Raw genomic sequence first — 17,624 nt, forward strand, 5'->3', positions numbered from 1 at the left:
ATCGAGTGTTGTAACGTTATATATTAAAGTGTTGAACTAAAATCCCAAATCATGAAAACAGCCCTACTCATTAAAGAAATCTACTTGGAAGCCTTCAGAAACTTAGGCCACTATCTTATCAAATCGTATTTCAAAGCTTTCTCATGGTTCTGCTTTGCTGCCTTTCTAATTGTGCTTTATGCCTTCATTTTTAGACTAGCGACAGGCTTCGCCTTTGATTAAGAAATAAATACCAACCTAACCTGTAACGCCCGGAATATATTCCGGGCGTTTTTTGTGGTTTTTTCAATACTTTCCCGTTTCCCTGTTTTTTATTGGGCCTAAAGAGTTGCCCGGGTTTTTTTGTCGACGTTTTTGACCTTTAATGGATTCTATAAAATAAGGCTATAAGATGAACCGGGTTTATTGTCGTTTCGACCAATTAATTGCGCTACGACCTAACAAGTCTTCATCTTTGTTCTATAATAATCTTCAAATACGTTCATATGAATAAACTTCTACTACTAAAAGAAATCTATTTGGAAGGTTTTAGAAATTTGGGCAGCCTTATCGTTAGAAGGTACTTCAAGATATTTGCCTGGTTTGCTTTTATAATGTTCTTTGTGGTTCTTTATGCTTTTATCTTTAGGGTTTCCACTGGATTTCCCTTCGATTAGGCCAAAGAACATTTACACTTCCAGCCACAAAAAAGGGCTCCCTGCCATTGATTGCAAGGAGCCTTTTTTTTATGCTCGAACCGATTTCTAGAATCCTGCCGAAATTTAATCCTTGGGCAAAAATCTAACGGTTTTCATAATAGCCTCAAGCTGAAATATATCGTCACGTTTATTCGTGGCCGGGGCAAATACAAATCCTTCGAGTACCATTGTTCTGTCATTTTCGGCATCCTTGATGATATAGGTCAAAAAGGGACCCGCCATCGGATAGTTCTTTATATCCCAGATACCTCTGACCTCAATGGCCTCCCTTCCCGCTATTTCAGCCGGAAAAACAGAAGGTGCAAAGGCCGGTTCTGTTCGCATATGGGTCACTTTTCCCGGCACATCGGCTCCTGGAATATACTTTTCCCCAATTGAATCACGCATACGAATTATATCCCTTATTAGAGTCGAGTCGTTTTTAAAATAATCTCCCGGCATCTCATAGGCAATTAGGCTTGCCGTGCCTTTTTGAATCTGTCGTTCAATCCAGACGAAATTGTCTTTTCGCACGTCTATTCTGTAAATAGAAGGTAAATTCAAGGCTATTCCGAATTTGTCTTGCAACACTGTCTCGTTGTTCAGAGACTTTAAAAAATTCCGTTGAGAGACCTCTAGTTCGATGTTTTTGTAGGCTGTAATGAATTTATCGGCTTGCTCTTCCAAGTTTTGTATTAGTTCTTCGTCAGTTACACCCTTGACGACCCCAACTTTCTGGGGAATTGCGTACATATCGGTCTTAACATGGGCCACATTGACCGAATCTTTCTGAACATAAAGTATATTCCTTCTGTTTCTGATGGATCCCGAAAAGACCTGCGTGGGCATTTGTTCAATGGAAAACAATGGTTCGTCCCAGGTGAGGCCGACAACGTTTGAGGCAAAGTGCTCCCTTATCTTATCACCTACCTTTCCTTTCCAAAGCTCATTGTCAATGACCACGGCCAAAGAGTTGATGGCACCTATGGAGGTCGGCTTGTAGTTTGTTTTGTCCTCCTTACAGGCCACAAATACGATTATGGCCAATAATAATACCGCTAAAAGTGTTTTTGAGTGTCTCGGTTTCATATGTTTTCTGTTTACGATGAACAGTCGCACAATTTTAGTTTTGTGCCCGGTTGTAGTTTACTACCACTAATACCGTTCCATTCTCGTAATTTTTCAACAGTAATTCCCGGATATTTTCTAGAAATCGTCCAAAGTGAGTCGCCGCTTTGAACAGTATGGGTCTTCGTGCCGGGTGGAAAATTCTGGCTTTTCGCACTCGAAGGGGTACTCTTCTTGGCCGAGGAAGCTACGGCAACACCTCTGTTTCTGGGATAAATGGTAAGTCGTTGTCCTATTCTCAAGTTGTTGCTTCGCAAGCCGTTCCACTGTTTTATTTGACTGACACCAACACCATATCTCTCGGCAATCTTGCCCAAATAATCGCCACTTCTCACGCGATACCGTATTCGATCTGCCTCCGCTTGTTTGATCAATTGTGGCAACGGACTTTCCTTGCTTTCCAATTCTTTTTTGACAAAGGCGTATATCTGTACTTCATTGGCCACAAATTTGCCCATGGCTTCTTTTGGCAATCTCAGGGCATACTCTTTTCCTTCGATATATGGAATTACTTTCAGCTTATATGAGGGATTCAAAATCTCAAGTTCTTCCACACTGATTCCGACAAGCTTCGATATCTGCTCAAAAGTTATCAAACTTTTTACCTGTACGGTGTCGGTCTCGAAATAGGGTCTTTCTACCTTTTCCCCCTTTAGGTCATGCTCCTTGGCATATTCGAAAAGGTACATGGTAGCTAAAAAAGCAGGGACATATCCGGCAGTCTCACGGGGAAGGTTTCGGCGAATGTTCCAATAGTTCTTGTAACCGCCTGACCTACGAATGGCCTTGTTGACATTACCGGGGCCTGAATTATACGCCGCTAGGGCCAGATCCCAATCATCAAAAATGTCATACAACTTGGCCAAATATTTACAAGCGGCCTCCGTTGATTTAATAGGGTCGCTCCGCTCGTCTACATAACTGCTCACATCAAGGTCGTACATCTTGCCCGTACCGTACATGAACTGCCAAAGACCGGTTGCCCCGACCCGAGATCTTGCCTTTGGGTTCAAGGCCGATTCGACGATAGAAAGGTATTTCATTTCTAAAGGAATGTCATGGTTGTCCAATTGTTCCTCAAACAGCGGAAAATAGAATTGGCTAACCGTCAACATGCGCTCCATAAGGCCTCTTTTTCTGGTCAGAAACGATTTAATAACGTTCTCAAGCGACGGATTGTAGGCAATATTAAAAGGCGTTTTTTCATTCAGTTTCGCCAACCTGGCCTTCAAAGTGTCCGTTGGCAGGTCGTAAACGTATACTTCATCAGCATCGGGCTCCTTGGTTACGTCAAGTGTAGCGACTTCTTCATACATCTCATCGAAAAGGGCCGCGCTGTCATATAGCTCTTTCATCCACAAGCTATCATATTTGGCCGCAAGCGGATTATCTTTCAAATTGTATTTTGCCTTTTCGTCTTTTTTGGTAAAAACTAAAGGATTATCCTTTAAACCCATCTCCGAGTCCATGAGCTCCATTTGCTCCAGCCCTTTCATGTCCATTTCGGTAGTATCGGCCAATGTCTCGACAAGGGTGTCGTTTACCCTGACAGGAATAGAATCGCTCTCCTGGGCCGATAACAAGCTAGAGATAGAGAAAAGAACAGAAAAAGAAAGAATACCGGTTTTCTTGATCATCGTTGCGTTTTGAGTTAAAACGGGAACATCTAAAATCGTCTTTTTTTTGGAAAGGATAAAACTTTGACGTGTTAAACGCCAAAAAAACCGTTTACCCCTTTTTATCGATAACGCCCTTATTCTGGCAATATTGCGGCAATTCCCGGCAGCGTTTTACCTTCCAAGCTTTCGAGCATGGCGCCACCACCCGTCGACACATAACTTACTTTGTCGTCAAAGCCGAATTGCTTGACCGCGGCAACCGAATCGCCTCCGCCTACCAAAGAAAAAGCTCCATTTTTAGTGGCTTCTTCAATAAAGTTTCCAATAGCGATAGTGCCCTTGGCAAAACTCTCCATTTCAAAGACACCGACAGGGCCGTTCCATAAAATGGTTTTGGAATTTAGGATAACAGTCTTGAAATTCTCCAAAGTTTTTGGCCCGGCATCCAATCCTTGCCACCCATCAGGAATTTCAGCCACATCGACGATCTTTGTTTCGGCTTCGTTCGAAAAGGCATTTGCCGCCACGACGTCAACGGGAATATGCACTTCTACACCTTTCGCCTTTGCCTGTTTCAAAATATCAAGGGCCAGGTCCATTTTATCATCCTCGCAAATTGAATCGCCCACTTGCCCACCTTGGGCCTTAACGAAGGTATAGGTCATACCTCCGCCGATGATCAAGTGATCGACCTTGTCCAAGATATTTTCTATGATGGTAATCTTCGATGAAACCTTGGCGCCCCCCAATATGGCGAGCACCGGTTTTTCACCTGTGCGCATTACCTTTTCAATCGCATCGATTTCTTTGGCCAATAGATATCCAAAACATTTTTTATCGGAAAAGAATTGGGCCACGATCGTTGTGGATGCGTGGGCCCGGTGGGCCGTGCCAAAAGCATCGTTCACATAAATGTCGCCCAATTTCGAAAGCTGTTGCGCAAAACCTTCATCTCCTTTTTCCTCTTCAGCATGAAAACGAAGATTTTCCAACAACAAGACATCGCCGGGTCGCAGATCGGCCACCGCCTTTTCGGCCGCTTCACCGACACAATCTTCGACAAACCTGACCTGGACCCCAATGATCTCAGATACCTTTGAACAGATGTGTTTCAATGACATATCCGGGTTTCTTTGTCCCTTCGGCCTTCCCAAATGGCTCATCAAAACAGCACTTCCCCCATCTTCCAATACTTTGATAATGGTCGGTTTTGCCGCCTCGATCCTATTGGTGTCCGTAACGTTAAAATCGGCATCCAAGGGTACGTTGAAATCAACTCGGATCAACGCTTTTTTATTTTCAAAATTAAACTGGTCTATCGTTTTCATTCAGGTTCGTTTTTAAAGAATTTCAAATGTAGATATTTCTACCGTGCATATAAAACGGAGCGGTCAATAATTGGCAATACGTTTTGCTGAATTTGCCGACCGATTGGTCGGTTCTTGTTTTTGTTCTGCCAAAAAAATCATTTTTTATCTTCTTTGGAAAAACACCGCAACCCCCTGTATATGTGAGAAAAATGGCAATCCATCTTTTTTGCAGACTGTTTGGTCGGTGCCGTATTTGTTTTTTTGAATGTCTGTGCGATAGCAATACCGTCACCCATTTTAAGTCGGAATAAACTATATTTGAACAATGCGCTTCAAAGATATTTTGGGCTTGGCCCACATTAAGAACCATCTGGCCACGAGTGCCGATGCGGGGCGAATTCCGCATGCCCAACTTTTCGTCGGCCCAGAAGGTTCAGGAATCTTGCCGATGGCCTTGGCCTATGCACAATATGTAGTCTGTGGCAATACAAATTCTGAGAACGAAGCGGGCGACACAAGCTGTAATCTAAAGTTTGATTCACTGGCGCATCCCGACCTTCATTTTGCTTTTCCGGTCGCCAATTCCGATAAGGTAAAAAGCCATGCGGTTAGCGATCATTATATGGAGGAATGGCGTCAATTCGTAAAAGAACAGCCCTATGGAAATCTTTTCGATTGGTACCGATTGATCGGAATTGAAAAAAAGCAGGGACAAATCGGTGTTGACGAAGCTCAGGATATTGTCAGGAAGCTTGCACTGAAGTCTTATGAAGGGGGATTCAAAGTAATGCTTATTTGGATGGCCGAAAGGATGAACACCTCCGCTGCCAACAAGCTTTTAAAATTAATCGAGGAACCGCCCGATAAAACAATATTTCTACTGCTTGCGGAAGAAGAGGAGCAGATCATACAGACCATACGTTCGCGCTGTCAAATCCTGCATTTTCCGCCTTTGGCCGAAGATGCCATCACGAACGCGCTAATTGAAAGAGGATGTACAAGGGACGAAGCCATGCGCATAGCATTCGAAGCCAATGGAAATTTCAACAAGGCCTTGGACCTTATGAACAATGACTCGGAGGACCTGATCTTCGAAAAATGGTTCGTACAATGGGTACGCAGCGCCTTTAAGGCAAAGGGGAATCGATCCGCAATACATGATCTTATTTTATGGAGTGAAGAGGTGGCCAAAACGGGAAGGGAAACCCAAAAAAAGTTTTTACAATATTGCCTCATGGTCATGCGCCAGGCGATGCTCATTAATTTCAATGCGAAAGGTTTGGCCTACATGAAAATTCGTGCCGATGGGTTTCATCTCGAGAAGTTCGCTTCATTTGTACATGAAAACAATATTCTTGAAATAACCTCAGAACTGGAAGATGCCATGTACCACATCGAACGAAACGGAAATTCTAAACTCGTCTTGACCGACCTATCGATCAAGTTAACCAGGCTGCTTCACAAAAAAGCGGCTTAAACCAATACCTATGAAAACTGTTTTGGAAAATGCAACGGAAATCTTACTGTTACTGTTCTTGATCATCACTTTTTTGCAAAGTGGACTGGACAAAGTATTGGACTGGAAAGGCAACCTCTCATGGCTCAAAGCGCATTTTTCAAAGTCTCCCTTGCATGGTCTGGTTACTGGAATGTTGGCCATAGTTCTTGTTTGTGAGGTTCTCGCCGGTCTATTTTGCCTGATCGGCCTCGTTCAAATTATGTTCGCAACGAATGGCCACATGGCGTTTTATGGCGCAATTCTCTCGTGTGTGTCGCTATTAATGTTATTGTTCGGCCAACGAATGGCCAAAGACTATGAAGGGGCCAAAACGATTGTTATTTATCTTATTCCTGCTATTTTTTTGGTCTTTTTGCTTCAGCATTAAAAAAGGCCATAACAAATGTTATGGCCTTCTTATACTAATGAAAAGTTGGTTCTATTTTTTGTATTTGTCGTTCAATATCTTCACGATTTCATCGGTAAGATCGAGCACTTCTGTACCATATAGCACACTGCCTCCGTCACCACCTCCCAATATATAGGTATAGCCATTGGCCTTGCCGTAGGCCCTGATTTCCTTTTTTACCTTGCTGACTATACTGTCCATTTCGGTCTGCCCCGATGCCTGCAACTGTTGGTCTTCTTGCTGAAGTTGCTGCCCGATGAACTGCCCTTTTTGTTGTATCAGGCCGTATTCTTCTTGAGCCTTTTTCTGCGACATGCTTTGGGCCTTTGCTTGAAACGCCTGGGCTTCGATCTGAAAAGCTTGTGAGATACTATCCCTTTTTTTCGTCAGTGCATCGGCCTTCGCCTTAAATTTTGTCTCGACATCTATTTTTTCTTGATATTCATCCATCAATTTGACATTATCGACAAAACCTATTTTTTGTTGCTCACAAGAAGTCAACAGCACTATTGTCGCAATCCAGATTAAATTTTTCATCTCGTATAATTTTTGTTCTATGGAATCGGATTCCTGCTCTGTTTTAAGTTGCGCAAAAGTAGTAAAAGGTTTTTCGAAATTCTAGAGGTACTTTGTTTTTTGTAGTTGTGCATGTTTTTCTTCAATTGATAATTTTTGAGATATCCTAGAAGTAGGAACCATTGAATATAAGATTTATTTACTATTTTTTACTTAGGAATAGATATTGTCTATTATGGCTTGGCTCACAAAAGGGTTTTTATTGCACAATTTAAGGCAGGACATAGCCGATAGTCGCCAATTGATAGAAAAGCTCGGGAAATCGCCTTAAAATCGTTATTGGGCTCTTTGAAGTATGTAAATGTGCGAAGAGTATTCTTTTGAGCGCCATGCGGCAATATTTGATCGTAGTCCGATCCATAAGGCCTTGGCAAAATTCTGTCTTCCGGTCTTGTACTTTTCCGAAAGTAACGATACATAGAACGAATCAAAAATCAAGGGTTTGACCTGAACTACATTTAGCCCATGTTTTAAGAATAGCTTTTCGATCGAAGTTCTTGAAAAATGCCATAGGTGTCGAGGCACATCGAATGCCGCCCAAAACTCTTTATAGTATTTTGCATCGTATGAATTGAAATTGGGGACTGCGATTACCAAGGTTCCATTTGGTTCCAAGACCTCTAACAATTTCAAGATTTGGTTCTCCAGATCAGGAAGATGCTCAAGAACATGCCATAGTGTGATGACATCAAATTGTTGATTGCGCAGCAACTCCATTTCAGACAATAGTTCCACCCTTTTTTCGCGCGCGCGCATTCGCGCATCATGATTAGGTTCGATTCCTGAAATCTTCCAACCCGAACTTTTCGCTGCCAACAAAAAGTCTCCGGTACCAGCACCCATATCCAATAATCTTCTTTCTTCCCCGCCGAATTTGTCTATCAACCTCAGTTTTGAATAGAAGCTGAACTTCTTGACCGTTTGATAAACCTTATCGACCAAAGACTTTCTTGAATCTGTATGCGAAATATAGTCCTCGCTTTGGTAGTATTCGTCAAGATTTTCAGGTATTGGTCGCGTCACCAACATTTCCATTTCTGGATCGTATAAAAGTTCAAATTCTTCTTGGGAAACGGAATAATCTTTAGTTCTTAAATACGACTTCATTGTAGTTGTGGGTGGCTAAGTACTCCTTTTTCAGTGCACGAAGATACTCCAAAACCACATTCCTTGAAAGTGAATTATCGGCCAAACAATCTTTCTCGGTGTCACTATAAACTTCTAACGCCAAATACCAATTCCCTTTTCTAACAACTTCAGGGGTATCAAGAAATGGGTCTTCACCGTCTCCGCCCATCAATTCGTTCATACCCACATTGATAAGAATTGAGGCAAGATCCAATGTCTTATCGGGAATTTCCACTTCGTACCAGGCAAAGAAATATTGTTCGCCATCGACCATGAATGGAATGTCGTCATAGACGTTATCGTGATCTAATTTGAACTTTATGTTGATATAATCGTAAAAGTGGCCATCGTCCTTAGGGTCTTCAAAAATGAACATCTGTCTTTTTGAGAGGCTACGTTTGAACTTCTTGCCACGGGTAATTTTGTGGTCTTCGATTTTAGGCGCAATCCTCAGAGGAATACAGGAATATGATAAAAAAAAGACACTGACAATTAGTAAAATTCTTCGCATGTGCTGTGGGTTTGGTTTCCGAAGAACCATCAAAAACCAAGCCACTTCAGAACCGCTCAATAACAAATCTAAAACATCAACTAGATATTCAAGGTTTCATTTTGTTCAGGAAGTGCTTTGGCGGTATCCGCGCTTTGTTGTTCCACGTGGAACAATACAAAAATCATCGCCCAAGATAGACCAACAATACACTTATGTCCGCCGGCGAAACGCCACTTATTCGGGAAGCTTGTGAAATAGTAATCGGTTGGATGGTCTTTAGCTTTTCTCGGGCCTCGAATGAGAGGGATTTCAATTTTGAATAGTCAAAACCCTCTGGGATCTTGACATTCTCAAGGCGATTAAGTTTATCGGCATTAAGCTTTTCCTTTGCGATATAGCCCGAATACTTTACCTGTACTTCGGTCTGTTCCAATACCTCCCAATCTAGATCGTTCTCGGCGACAAATGTAGCAACCGGCTGCAATTGTAACATATGCTCCATTGTAACCTCAGGCCTGGAAAAAACCTTGAACATTTTATCAGACTGTTTGACCAAGGCAGAGTCAACACTTTCCAGGATAGGATTTATATCATCGGGCAAAACACTGGTCTCCTTAAAAAAATCAACAAACACCTTCGATTTTTCTTTCTTAACCTCCATTCGTCGAAGCCGCTCTTCAGTGGCCAGCCCAATGCGATAACCTTTTGGTGTTAGCCTAATGTCGGCGTTATCTTGACGTAATAGCGTCCGATACTCCGCCCTAGAGGTAAACATTCGATAGGGCTCTTCGGTACCTTTCGTTATCAAATCGTCTATCAAAACCCCAATGTAGGCTTCATCCCTTTTCAATACAAAAGGATCTTCTCCTTTCAACTTTAGATGCGCATTTATTCCGGCCATAAGTCCTTGTGAAGCTGCTTCCTCATAACCTGTCGTGCCATTGATCTGACCTGCAAAATAAAGATTGTCGACTAACTTGGTCTCGAGCGTGTGCTTTAATTGTGTTGGCGGGAAATAGTCATACTCAATGGCATATCCCGGTCTAAAAAACTTTACGTTTTCAAAACCTCTGACAGACTTTAATGCCCTGAACTGAACATCTTCGGGAAGCGATGTGGAAAAACCATTGACATAGACCTCTACCGTATGCCAACCTTCGGGCTCGACAAAAAGTTGGTGCGCTTCCTTGTCTGCAAAACGGTTTATTTTATCCTCGATCGAAGGGCAATATCTAGGGCCGATACTTTTGATTCTTCCATTGAACATAGGGGAGCGGTCAAAACCCTCACGTAAGAGATCATGTACCAAAGCACTGGTGTGGCTCATATAGCAATCCCGTTGTTCGGTAAGAATCGGGGTTTCGAGATATGAGAACTTCTCGGGACGATCATCACCCGGCTGCACGATCATCTTGGAATAATCGAGCGAACGGCCATCCACTCTTGGGGGCGTGCCCGTTTTCATTCGTCCGCATTCAAAACCTATATCGGAAAGCTGCTCCGTAATACCCGTAGCGGCTCTTTCTCCTGCTCTTCCCCCACCAAACTGCTTGTCACCGATATGAATCAACCCATTCAAAAAAGTACCATTGGTCAAAACAACAGACCGTCCCTTTATATCAATTCCCAAAGAAGTCCGGACACCTACGACGGTTCCGCCCTCGATCAATACTCCTTGGACCATCTCTTGATAAAAATCGCAATTAGGCGTCCGTTCAAGCGCCAAGCGCCATTCCTCAGCAAACCTCATCCGGTCATTTTGTGCCCTAGGACTCCACATCGCAGGTCCTTTGGATTTGTTCAACATTTTGAACTGAATAGCGGACTTGTCGGTAATTATTCCACTATATCCTCCAAGAGCATCAATTTCACGTACAATCTGGCCCTTGGCGATACCCCCCATCGCAGGGTTGCACGACATCTGTCCAATGGTTTGCAAGTTCATGGTAACCAACAAAGTCCTTGACCCCATATTAGCAGCCGCGGCAGCGGCCTCAGCTCCCGCGTGGCCTCCTCCAACTACTATAACATCATATACGTCTGCAAACATAATTTTCTATTGTTCCACGTGGAACATTTTAATCTTCTCGTCTTCTTTCCCACGCATTATTTCCGTCTCAACACTGCCTTTATCACCATATCCCATTAAATGTAGAACGCCATGCGCCATTACCCGAAGCAACTCGTCTTCGAAATCAACATCATACTTCTCAGCATTCTCCTTGACCCTGTCAACGGAAATAAAAATATCACCCTCTATCTGTTTTCCCGACGAATAATCAAAAGTAATTATATCGGTATAGTTGTCATGGTCCAAATATTCCTGATTAATGGACAACAAGTAGCCATCCTCACAAAAGATAAAATCAATCCGCGAAGGAAAATTAAGCTCTGATTCTATTACCCTACTTATCCAATCGGCATAATAAACCTCATTGGCAATGTTAAAGTCAGTCTCGTAGTGAAACTCAATCATCGCTTTTAAAATACTCCTTTACCCTGTTTTGAAAATTTCGCCGCAAAGGTAGTGCTTGTCGGTCTAAAATCTCAACTTCATTGCGATAATTCTCTAATAATGAAGGCTTAGTAGTAATGGGAGTTTTGAACTCAATCGTATTGGTATTGCTTTCCCGCTCTTGCTTCTTCCCTTGCTTTAAAGCAGCATTTTCAAGCTTCAAAAGTTCATATTGAATGGTATTCACCTTGGACAGTGTACGCTCCGTAACCCCATTCTCCAATAAATCATTCTCGAAATCCTCCATTTGACGTAGCAGTCTTTCACCCAGATTACGATCATCCTTTTTTATCATATCACGTAACTGCTCTTCCAATTTCTGTCGCAACATTTGCTGGCTTTTGTAGATTTCATATATTTCCCGTAACTCATCCTCGCTAGTCCCGCCATTGCTCAGACCTCCCGATTGCCCTTGTTGGCCCTCGCCCATTTGCTCGCCTTTACTTCCCTGTTTCCCATTTCCCTCATTCTGACCATCCTGTCCATTACTACCTTCTTCACCCTTCTGTCCACTTTTGCCTCCTTTTGAATCGGATTGACCCTCACCGGTATTACCTTCCCCATCTTTTCCTTGTTCCTTCCCAGAATCGGATTGACCTTTACCCGAACTTCCCATTCCCTCCATCTTTTCCTTAAGTTCACCTTGACTTTTGATGATATCAGGCAACTGAAACCCTTGTCCATCGCTCTGACCGTTCCCCATTTGCATGCTCTGCTGCATATTATCCAATATATTCGCCAAAAAATCGGACAAACTATTTGAAGCGTTCAGCACATACTTCTGATACGACACCCCCTGCTGAATTTGGTTCTCGGCCATACTCTCCAACGCCTTATCAATGTTATAATATACCTCGGTAATCTGCTCATTTACAAATTCGGAAAGTTCAGCCCGACGCAATGACAATGCAAAAAGGCTGTCATCAACATGCGAAAACATAGCCTTTAGCTCTTGCTGTTCGCGTACAGATCTGGAAAACTGCGTAACTTCACCACTATTTACCTCTAAAAGGTCGAACAGATTCTCTTGCTTGAACGAAAATGTAATCAGGTTATCCAAAATCTGCCGCAACATCTCAGCATCTTCGGTTTCTTCAGAACCACCCCCCGCAGCCGATGACGACTTCAATTTTTCACTAATCTGCCGCATTTTTGAAGCCGCCGACCTCTGTTTCTGTTTGGCCTTGTTTAAGGCCTTCTCCTTCTCCCCAGACTCAGAGCTCTCCTCCATTCCCCGATGTTTGTTGATTTCTTCCAACGCATCCATCTGGTCTTCTTTTACCTCATCAGATTTCTTCGGGTCTATACTCAGATCCAAGGGCTTCTTAAGATCCGCGTTGTCCTTTTCAAGCTCATCAAGCTCATCAGCAACTTTATTGAAATCATCGTTCATTTGTTCCTGTTCCTTGTTCGAAAAATCCTGCCCTAGATTCAAATTGGACAAAATCTCCTGTTTTTTGGCCAGTTTTTCCAACTCTCTTGCCAGCTGCGATGCTTTTTCGGCCACATAATACCGTTTGGTCAATTCTAAGAGCTGTTCAAGGTTTCGCTCGCTATTCTGTTGCCTTTTTCCCAACTCCTCCAAACGTTTGGCCAATTCTTCCTTATCGATCTTATCGGCAATCTTATTAAGCTCATCCAATAGCTTTTCATTCTTCTTCGCCTCAAGTTCTTGCCGCTCCAAACGTTCTTGGAGCATTTTGTTCAACTCGTCCTCCTCTGTCGACTTATCAAGGTTCTCCCTTAACTGTTTACTGAACTTCTGCATCAGATTTTCCTGTTGTTGTTGTTTTTTAAGAAAATCCTTTATCTGATTTTGATCGTTAAAATTCAATTGGCTTTTTTCCTTTTGCTCCGTATTGATCTCGTTCAAGGTATTCTTTTGCTCCTTGAACTTCTCCAAGGACCTGTCCATATTGTCAATTATAGCTTGTTGGGACTCCAATTCTTTATTTCGCAATTGATCCCCATCGAGCAAAGTCGTATTAAAAATCCGGCTTTTGCTCACCTTGCCCCCATGTATGGCATCATTATCGACAACCTCAAAATAAAAGCTGTACGACCGCCCCTCTTCCAAATCGAGTCCTGATGGAAAGGTATAATAGAACTGTTCAAAATTGACATTGGGAGTCCGAAGTTCGATCCTCTGCTTATCATCACTATTGGAATCGGGATGACACACCAAATTAATCCTTGCAATTTTATAATCATCGGAAGCCTCCCCGATATAATACAGAACATTCGGGTTCAATGAATCAATGACCTGCGTTGCCTTGATCGTTGGATGGGCATCTTTGATAACGGTGAAACGGTAATCCAATTTCTCGTAGTTGCTCACATTCCGGTTCGAAGTGGCCAATTGATAGGGGAAGTTTTTATAAATACGCTCGGTGAGCCCAAAATTCGTGCCATCGTTTTCAAAGGTTTTAAGGGTATCCTCGGTTATCAGATCGATACGTTCGGTATCTCGGCCAACAATCTGCCAAGTCACCTTGGTGCCCTCAGGAAATGTTGCATTTCCCGTGCTTTTCAAAGTTTCGTTTCGTTTGTCGACATAGTCCGGGTAATCCAATACCACTTCAAAGTCTTGAATAGCAGGGGTTTTGAGCACGTTTAACCTATATTCCCTAGATTTTATACCATTCGCCATAAAATAAAAGGCCGTGGACGAAAGTGGTGGCGAAAAGGTATGTTTAAAGATTCCTTCTTGTTCCTGCAACAGGAATTCCGTTCCGTCGATAACGATATAAACGTCTTTTGGCTTTAAATCACCTTCGGTCACCACCTGGGCGGTGTAGGTCTCGCTTTCAAGCACATTCAACTTGTCCGACAATAAAGTAAAGTAAAAGGGAGCCGGAGGTTCGTAGGCAAGATCATAATTGACGACACGATTGGCCGATCCAAAAAAATCGCCCAAATTACCCGATAGCCCTATCAACATAAAAATGACCAACGGAATGGCCAAGTACTTCACATACTTTAGGTTTTCAGCAAAATTTACCGCCTTGGCAAAAGGGATGGGGTCCAAACTTTCGGAACGTTGCTCGATACTCGCCAATAACAGCTCCGATCTTTGGGTATCTTCCGCGAGATCCAACAAATTAAGCAGCTTGTCACCAACTTCGGGAAAATGGGTGCCAATTAGCACTGAGGCCTGTTTGTTGCTGATTCCCTTCTTTATTCTAAACAGGTAGAACAAAGGTGTCAAGATGTACCTAAAAAGAAGATAGCCTTCCACGATGATAAAGGCGAGCAGCAAAATAAGCCTTCCTGTGGAATTCATCCATAAAAAATACTCTACCCCAAGTATCACGATCAAAAATAACAGCCCGAGCACCAAAAAAAGCAAGGTGCCCTTGACCAACATCTTGGTATAGAACCTTCTTGTGAATTCCTTTAGCTTATGTAGTATGTTGTTATATTGCCTCAAACTTGAACGTTTTCTATACCAAGATAATGCAAAAATGGCCCTTATTCCCCGATCATTGGGTTTTTAAGATAAAATTAAAGGTTTGCTCTTTATAGAGTCAAACGCCGCGGGCACCGGTTTGTGTATGCGCTGCTTTCGCCTATCTTTGCCCTACAATTTGTTGAAATGCCAGAGAAAGTCCGAGTCCGTTTTGCCCCAAGCCCGACAGGGCCCCTTCATATCGGTGGTGTTCGCACCGCATTGTTCAACTATCTATTTGCAAAAAAAAACGGGGGTGATTTTATACTGCGCATCGAGGATACCGATCAAAACCGTTATGTTGAAGGTGCGGAGGAATACATCATTAATTCCTTGAACTGGTGTGGCATTCCATTTGACGAAGGCCCCGGCAAAGAAAAAGGTTTCGGACCCTACCGGCAAAGTGAGCGCAAACACCTTTATAGCCAATACGCCGATGAGCTCGTGCAACAAGGTAAGGCCTATTACGCTTTTGATACCCCCGAACGATTGGATTTTCATCGTAAGGATCATGAGGCCAAAGGAAAAACCTTTATCTATAATTGGCACAACCGTCTAAAACTTGACAATTCGTTATCGCTTAACGAGCAAGAAACCCAAAAACGCCTGGATTCGGGAGAGGAATACGTCATTCGCTTTAAAACCCCTCAGGACGAAAAACTCGTGTTGACCGACCTTGTCAGGGGAAAAATAGAAATCGACACCAATACCCTTGACGACAAAGTTTTGTTCAAAAGCGATGGAATGCCAACGTATCATTTGGCCAACATTGTAGACGACCACTTAATGGAAATCACCCACGTCATACGCGGTGAGGAATGGCTGCCTTCCTTGGCCCTGCACCAACAGTTATACGATGCGTTCGGGTGGCGGGCTCCTAAATTTGCCCATTTGCCCCTGATCATGAAACCTGTCGGCAAAGGAAAGTTGAGCAAAAGGGATGGTGAAAAAATGGGGTTTCCAGTATTTCCTTTGTCTTGGAAAGACTCCGTAGGATATCGCGAAGCAGGTTATTTTCCCGAGGCCGTCGTCAACTTTTTGGCCCTTCTGGGTTGGAATCCCGGTACGGAACAGGAAATTTTCAGCTTGCAAGAACTCACCCAAAGTTTTACGTTGGAGCGCGTGAACAAGTCGGGGGCACGCTTCGATCCCGATAAGACCAAATGGTATAATCAGCATTATCTGCAAGAAAAAAGCAATGAAGAATTGGCGGGTTTGTTCGTGAAATATATGGAAAATCATTCTGTAGACACTGAACGAAGTCGAAGTGACGAAGGAGGTCTCGACTCCGCTCGACCTGACAGTTCGTATGTAGAAAAAGTCGTTTCCTTAATAAAAGAACGAGCCGCCTTTGTGTCTGATTTTTGGGACTTATCCGATTATTTCTTTGTGGCCCCTGAGACCTATGACGAAAAGGCCGTAAAAAAACAATGGAAGGAAGACACGCCTACCGTCATGACCGAGCTTTTGACCGTTTTACAAAACATTGACGATTTTGCCTCTGAAACCGTTGAAAATACCGTAAAGGAATGGATTGCCAACAAAGAACTCTCCTTTGGCAAGGTGATGCCGCCATTACGACTCATTATTGTCGGAGCCATGAAAGGCCCGCATTTGTTTGATATTATGGCTTTGATCGGGAAAGAGGAAACACTCGGTAGGCTTGAAAGGGCGTTGGAAGTATTGGAATAATGGTGCAACGGTTAGTATATGAAAAGTAGGCGATTTCGAAGTGCTAAACTTTCGGTTAAGCACAGAGTTTGATACGAGTCACAAGCCTTGATTTTATTGCTATTTCGCCTATTTTTTATACATTGTTACCACCTGTTATTTATTCTTCTCGCATCTATTTTCAATTACTTTTAATAGTCTGTCTTGAAAGTCTGACAGGATTATGTCGCCCCAAAATTTACCATAAAAATTGATTGTTGAAGTCAACTGATAACTTGAAGAAAGTGTCAATTTTACTTGTCCGTTTTTTAAGTCTGTAAGTTCGTAGGTTGCGTCAACAAAGTTGAAATAGTTACCATTCAAAACGTGTTGGTCAAATACTTTTTGTCTAACCGTTGCAGGGTCAATTTTTATGTCGAATGAAACTTTTTTATTCTCGTCATATTCCGTGATTGTTTCAATGAACATTAAACCACCTTCAAAATTTCCTATTCTTTGTCCGCCAAGTTCTTTTTTGTCAACAGCTGCACTTATTGGTCTGGGAATTCCGATTGAATTGAAAAATCCTAAATTATATTCTTTCGGGTCGATAGTCTGTACTTCTACAATGTTATCCCAAATTTTTTCAGGTGTTGCGTCTATGATAACTTCACTTTTTACAATATATGTATCAGAAGGGCTTTTTATGTATTCTTCGATAGGTGCAAATAGAAAAGGTAACAATACCAAGGTTAGTAGTTTACCTTTACTTTTTTGTCTGTTAATCTGAACTATTCTAAAAATCAATGCTCCAATTGTTCCTAATATGAAAAATGGTGCTGCAAGAACCAACAAACAAATAAAGTCTTCGATACCAAATAAGAACATGGTCAAAAAGAATGTCACAACCGTAAGCCAAGGAATGAAAATTATGTTTCTGTATGATTTGAGTTTTTCATTGTCGGCAAACATTAATGGAATAGTTCCCAAAATGGTCGGAATAATAAACAAGTATGTCACAGAAGCCAAAGTTGCTTTTTGTCCAAATACTAACCTTGTTACAAGTCCGTAAGCAATACCGAGTACAATCCCGATAATTAAAAGTCCATATTTCTGTTTAAATTTCGTCATTCTTGCAGGTAACGTTCTGTGTATGGTGCGTATCCCGAAGGG

15 protein-coding genes are annotated in these 17,624 nt (G+C 42.4%); 5 read left to right on the plus strand and 10 right to left on the minus strand.

Annotation, left to right across the window (positions count from 1 at the left end):
* The first annotated feature begins 51 nt into the window (after window positions 1–51).
* Both ACEZ3G_RS06295 and ACEZ3G_RS06300 read left to right on the plus strand, forming a co-directional pair.
* Window positions 52–222: a DUF6747 family protein gene (locus ACEZ3G_RS06295; RefSeq protein WP_432424596.1), complete on the plus strand. Its 171-nt coding sequence runs from the start codon at window positions 52–54 to the stop codon at window positions 220–222.
* A 263-nt stretch (window positions 223–485) separates the two neighbouring features.
* Window positions 486–656, plus strand: a complete 171-nt coding sequence (locus tag ACEZ3G_RS06300) for a DUF6747 family protein (protein WP_432424597.1) — start codon at window positions 486–488, stop codon at window positions 654–656.
* A gap of 105 nt (window positions 657–761) precedes the next feature.
* Here ACEZ3G_RS06300 and ACEZ3G_RS06305 read toward each other — a convergent pair whose 3' ends face one another.
* The 3 genes from ACEZ3G_RS06305 to ACEZ3G_RS06315 form a co-directional block, all read right to left on the minus strand.
* Window positions 762–1,766 (minus strand): DUF4837 family protein, encoded by a 1,005-nt coding sequence (locus ACEZ3G_RS06305; protein WP_432424598.1) that lies wholly within the window; start codon window positions 1,764–1,766, stop codon window positions 762–764.
* An 11-nt stretch (window positions 1,767–1,777) separates the two neighbouring features.
* Complete coding sequence (locus ACEZ3G_RS06310) at window positions 1,778–3,442, minus strand: lytic transglycosylase domain-containing protein (protein ID WP_432424599.1); 1,665 nt, start codon at window positions 3,440–3,442, stop codon at window positions 1,778–1,780.
* A 116-nt stretch (window positions 3,443–3,558) separates the two neighbouring features.
* A complete protein-coding gene (locus tag ACEZ3G_RS06315) occupies window positions 3,559–4,752 on the minus strand; it encodes a phosphoglycerate kinase (RefSeq protein ID WP_432424600.1) in 1,194 nt (397 codons plus the stop codon).
* A 307-nt stretch (window positions 4,753–5,059) separates the two neighbouring features.
* Here ACEZ3G_RS06315 and ACEZ3G_RS06320 point away from each other — a divergent pair, with 307 nt between their 5' ends.
* Window positions 5,060–6,211 (plus strand): DNA polymerase III subunit, encoded by a 1,152-nt coding sequence (locus ACEZ3G_RS06320; protein WP_432424601.1) that lies wholly within the window; start codon window positions 5,060–5,062, stop codon window positions 6,209–6,211.
* Window positions 6,212–6,221: 10 nt separating this feature from the next.
* Window positions 6,222–6,620, plus strand: a complete 399-nt coding sequence (locus tag ACEZ3G_RS06325; protein ID WP_432424602.1) for a DoxX family protein — start codon at window positions 6,222–6,224, stop codon at window positions 6,618–6,620.
* Between the two features lie 51 nt (window positions 6,621–6,671).
* On the opposite strand, the gene ACEZ3G_RS06330 is transcribed toward ACEZ3G_RS06325, so the two are convergent.
* The 6 genes from ACEZ3G_RS06330 to ACEZ3G_RS06355 form a co-directional block, all read right to left on the minus strand.
* The gene (locus tag ACEZ3G_RS06330) at window positions 6,672–7,178 is read right to left on the minus strand and encodes an OmpH family outer membrane protein (RefSeq protein WP_432424603.1); all 507 of its coding nucleotides are present in this window, start codon (window positions 7,176–7,178) and stop codon (window positions 6,672–6,674) included.
* A 315-nt stretch (window positions 7,179–7,493) separates the two neighbouring features.
* Window positions 7,494–8,324: a class I SAM-dependent methyltransferase gene (locus tag ACEZ3G_RS06335; RefSeq protein WP_432424604.1), complete on the minus strand. Its 831-nt coding sequence runs from the start codon at window positions 8,322–8,324 to the stop codon at window positions 7,494–7,496.
* A complete protein-coding gene (locus ACEZ3G_RS06340) occupies window positions 8,302–8,856 on the minus strand; it encodes a hypothetical protein (RefSeq protein ID WP_432424605.1) in 555 nt (184 codons plus the stop codon). Before ACEZ3G_RS06340 ends, ACEZ3G_RS06335 begins: the two co-directional genes overlap by 23 nt.
* Window positions 8,857–9,019: 163 nt before the next feature.
* On the minus strand, window positions 9,020–10,888 hold the full coding sequence (mnmG, locus tag ACEZ3G_RS06345) for a tRNA uridine-5-carboxymethylaminomethyl(34) synthesis enzyme MnmG (protein WP_432424606.1): 1,869 nt from the start codon (window positions 10,886–10,888) through the stop codon (window positions 9,020–9,022).
* A gap of 6 nt (window positions 10,889–10,894) precedes the next feature.
* Window positions 10,895–11,314 carry an rRNA maturation RNase YbeY gene (gene ybeY, locus ACEZ3G_RS06350; protein WP_432424607.1) on the minus strand — a complete coding sequence of 140 codons (420 nt, stop codon included), beginning with the start codon at window positions 11,312–11,314 and terminating at the stop codon, window positions 10,895–10,897.
* Window positions 11,307–14,783, minus strand: coding sequence for a hypothetical protein (locus tag ACEZ3G_RS06355; protein ID WP_432424608.1), 3,477 nt, complete (start codon window positions 14,781–14,783; stop codon window positions 11,307–11,309). The genes ybeY and ACEZ3G_RS06355 overlap by 8 nt, the downstream gene beginning before the upstream one ends.
* A 165-nt stretch (window positions 14,784–14,948) precedes the next feature.
* Here ACEZ3G_RS06355 and gltX point away from each other — a divergent pair, with 165 nt between their 5' ends.
* Window positions 14,949–16,493 (plus strand): glutamate--tRNA ligase, encoded by a 1,545-nt coding sequence (gltX, locus tag ACEZ3G_RS06360; RefSeq protein WP_432424609.1) that lies wholly within the window; start codon window positions 14,949–14,951, stop codon window positions 16,491–16,493.
* A 135-nt stretch (window positions 16,494–16,628) separates the two neighbouring features.
* Here the strand turns inward: gltX and ACEZ3G_RS06365 are convergent, their stop codons facing one another.
* The gene (locus ACEZ3G_RS06365) at window positions 16,629–17,582 is read right to left on the minus strand and encodes a hypothetical protein (RefSeq protein ID WP_432424610.1); all 954 of its coding nucleotides are present in this window, start codon (window positions 17,580–17,582) and stop codon (window positions 16,629–16,631) included.
* Window positions 17,583–17,624 lie beyond the last annotated feature (42 nt).

Origin of the sequence: Meishania litoralis (assembly GCF_042611095.1) — a bacterium.
Taxonomy (GTDB): domain Bacteria; phylum Bacteroidota; class Bacteroidia; order Flavobacteriales; family Flavobacteriaceae; genus Meishania; species Meishania litoralis.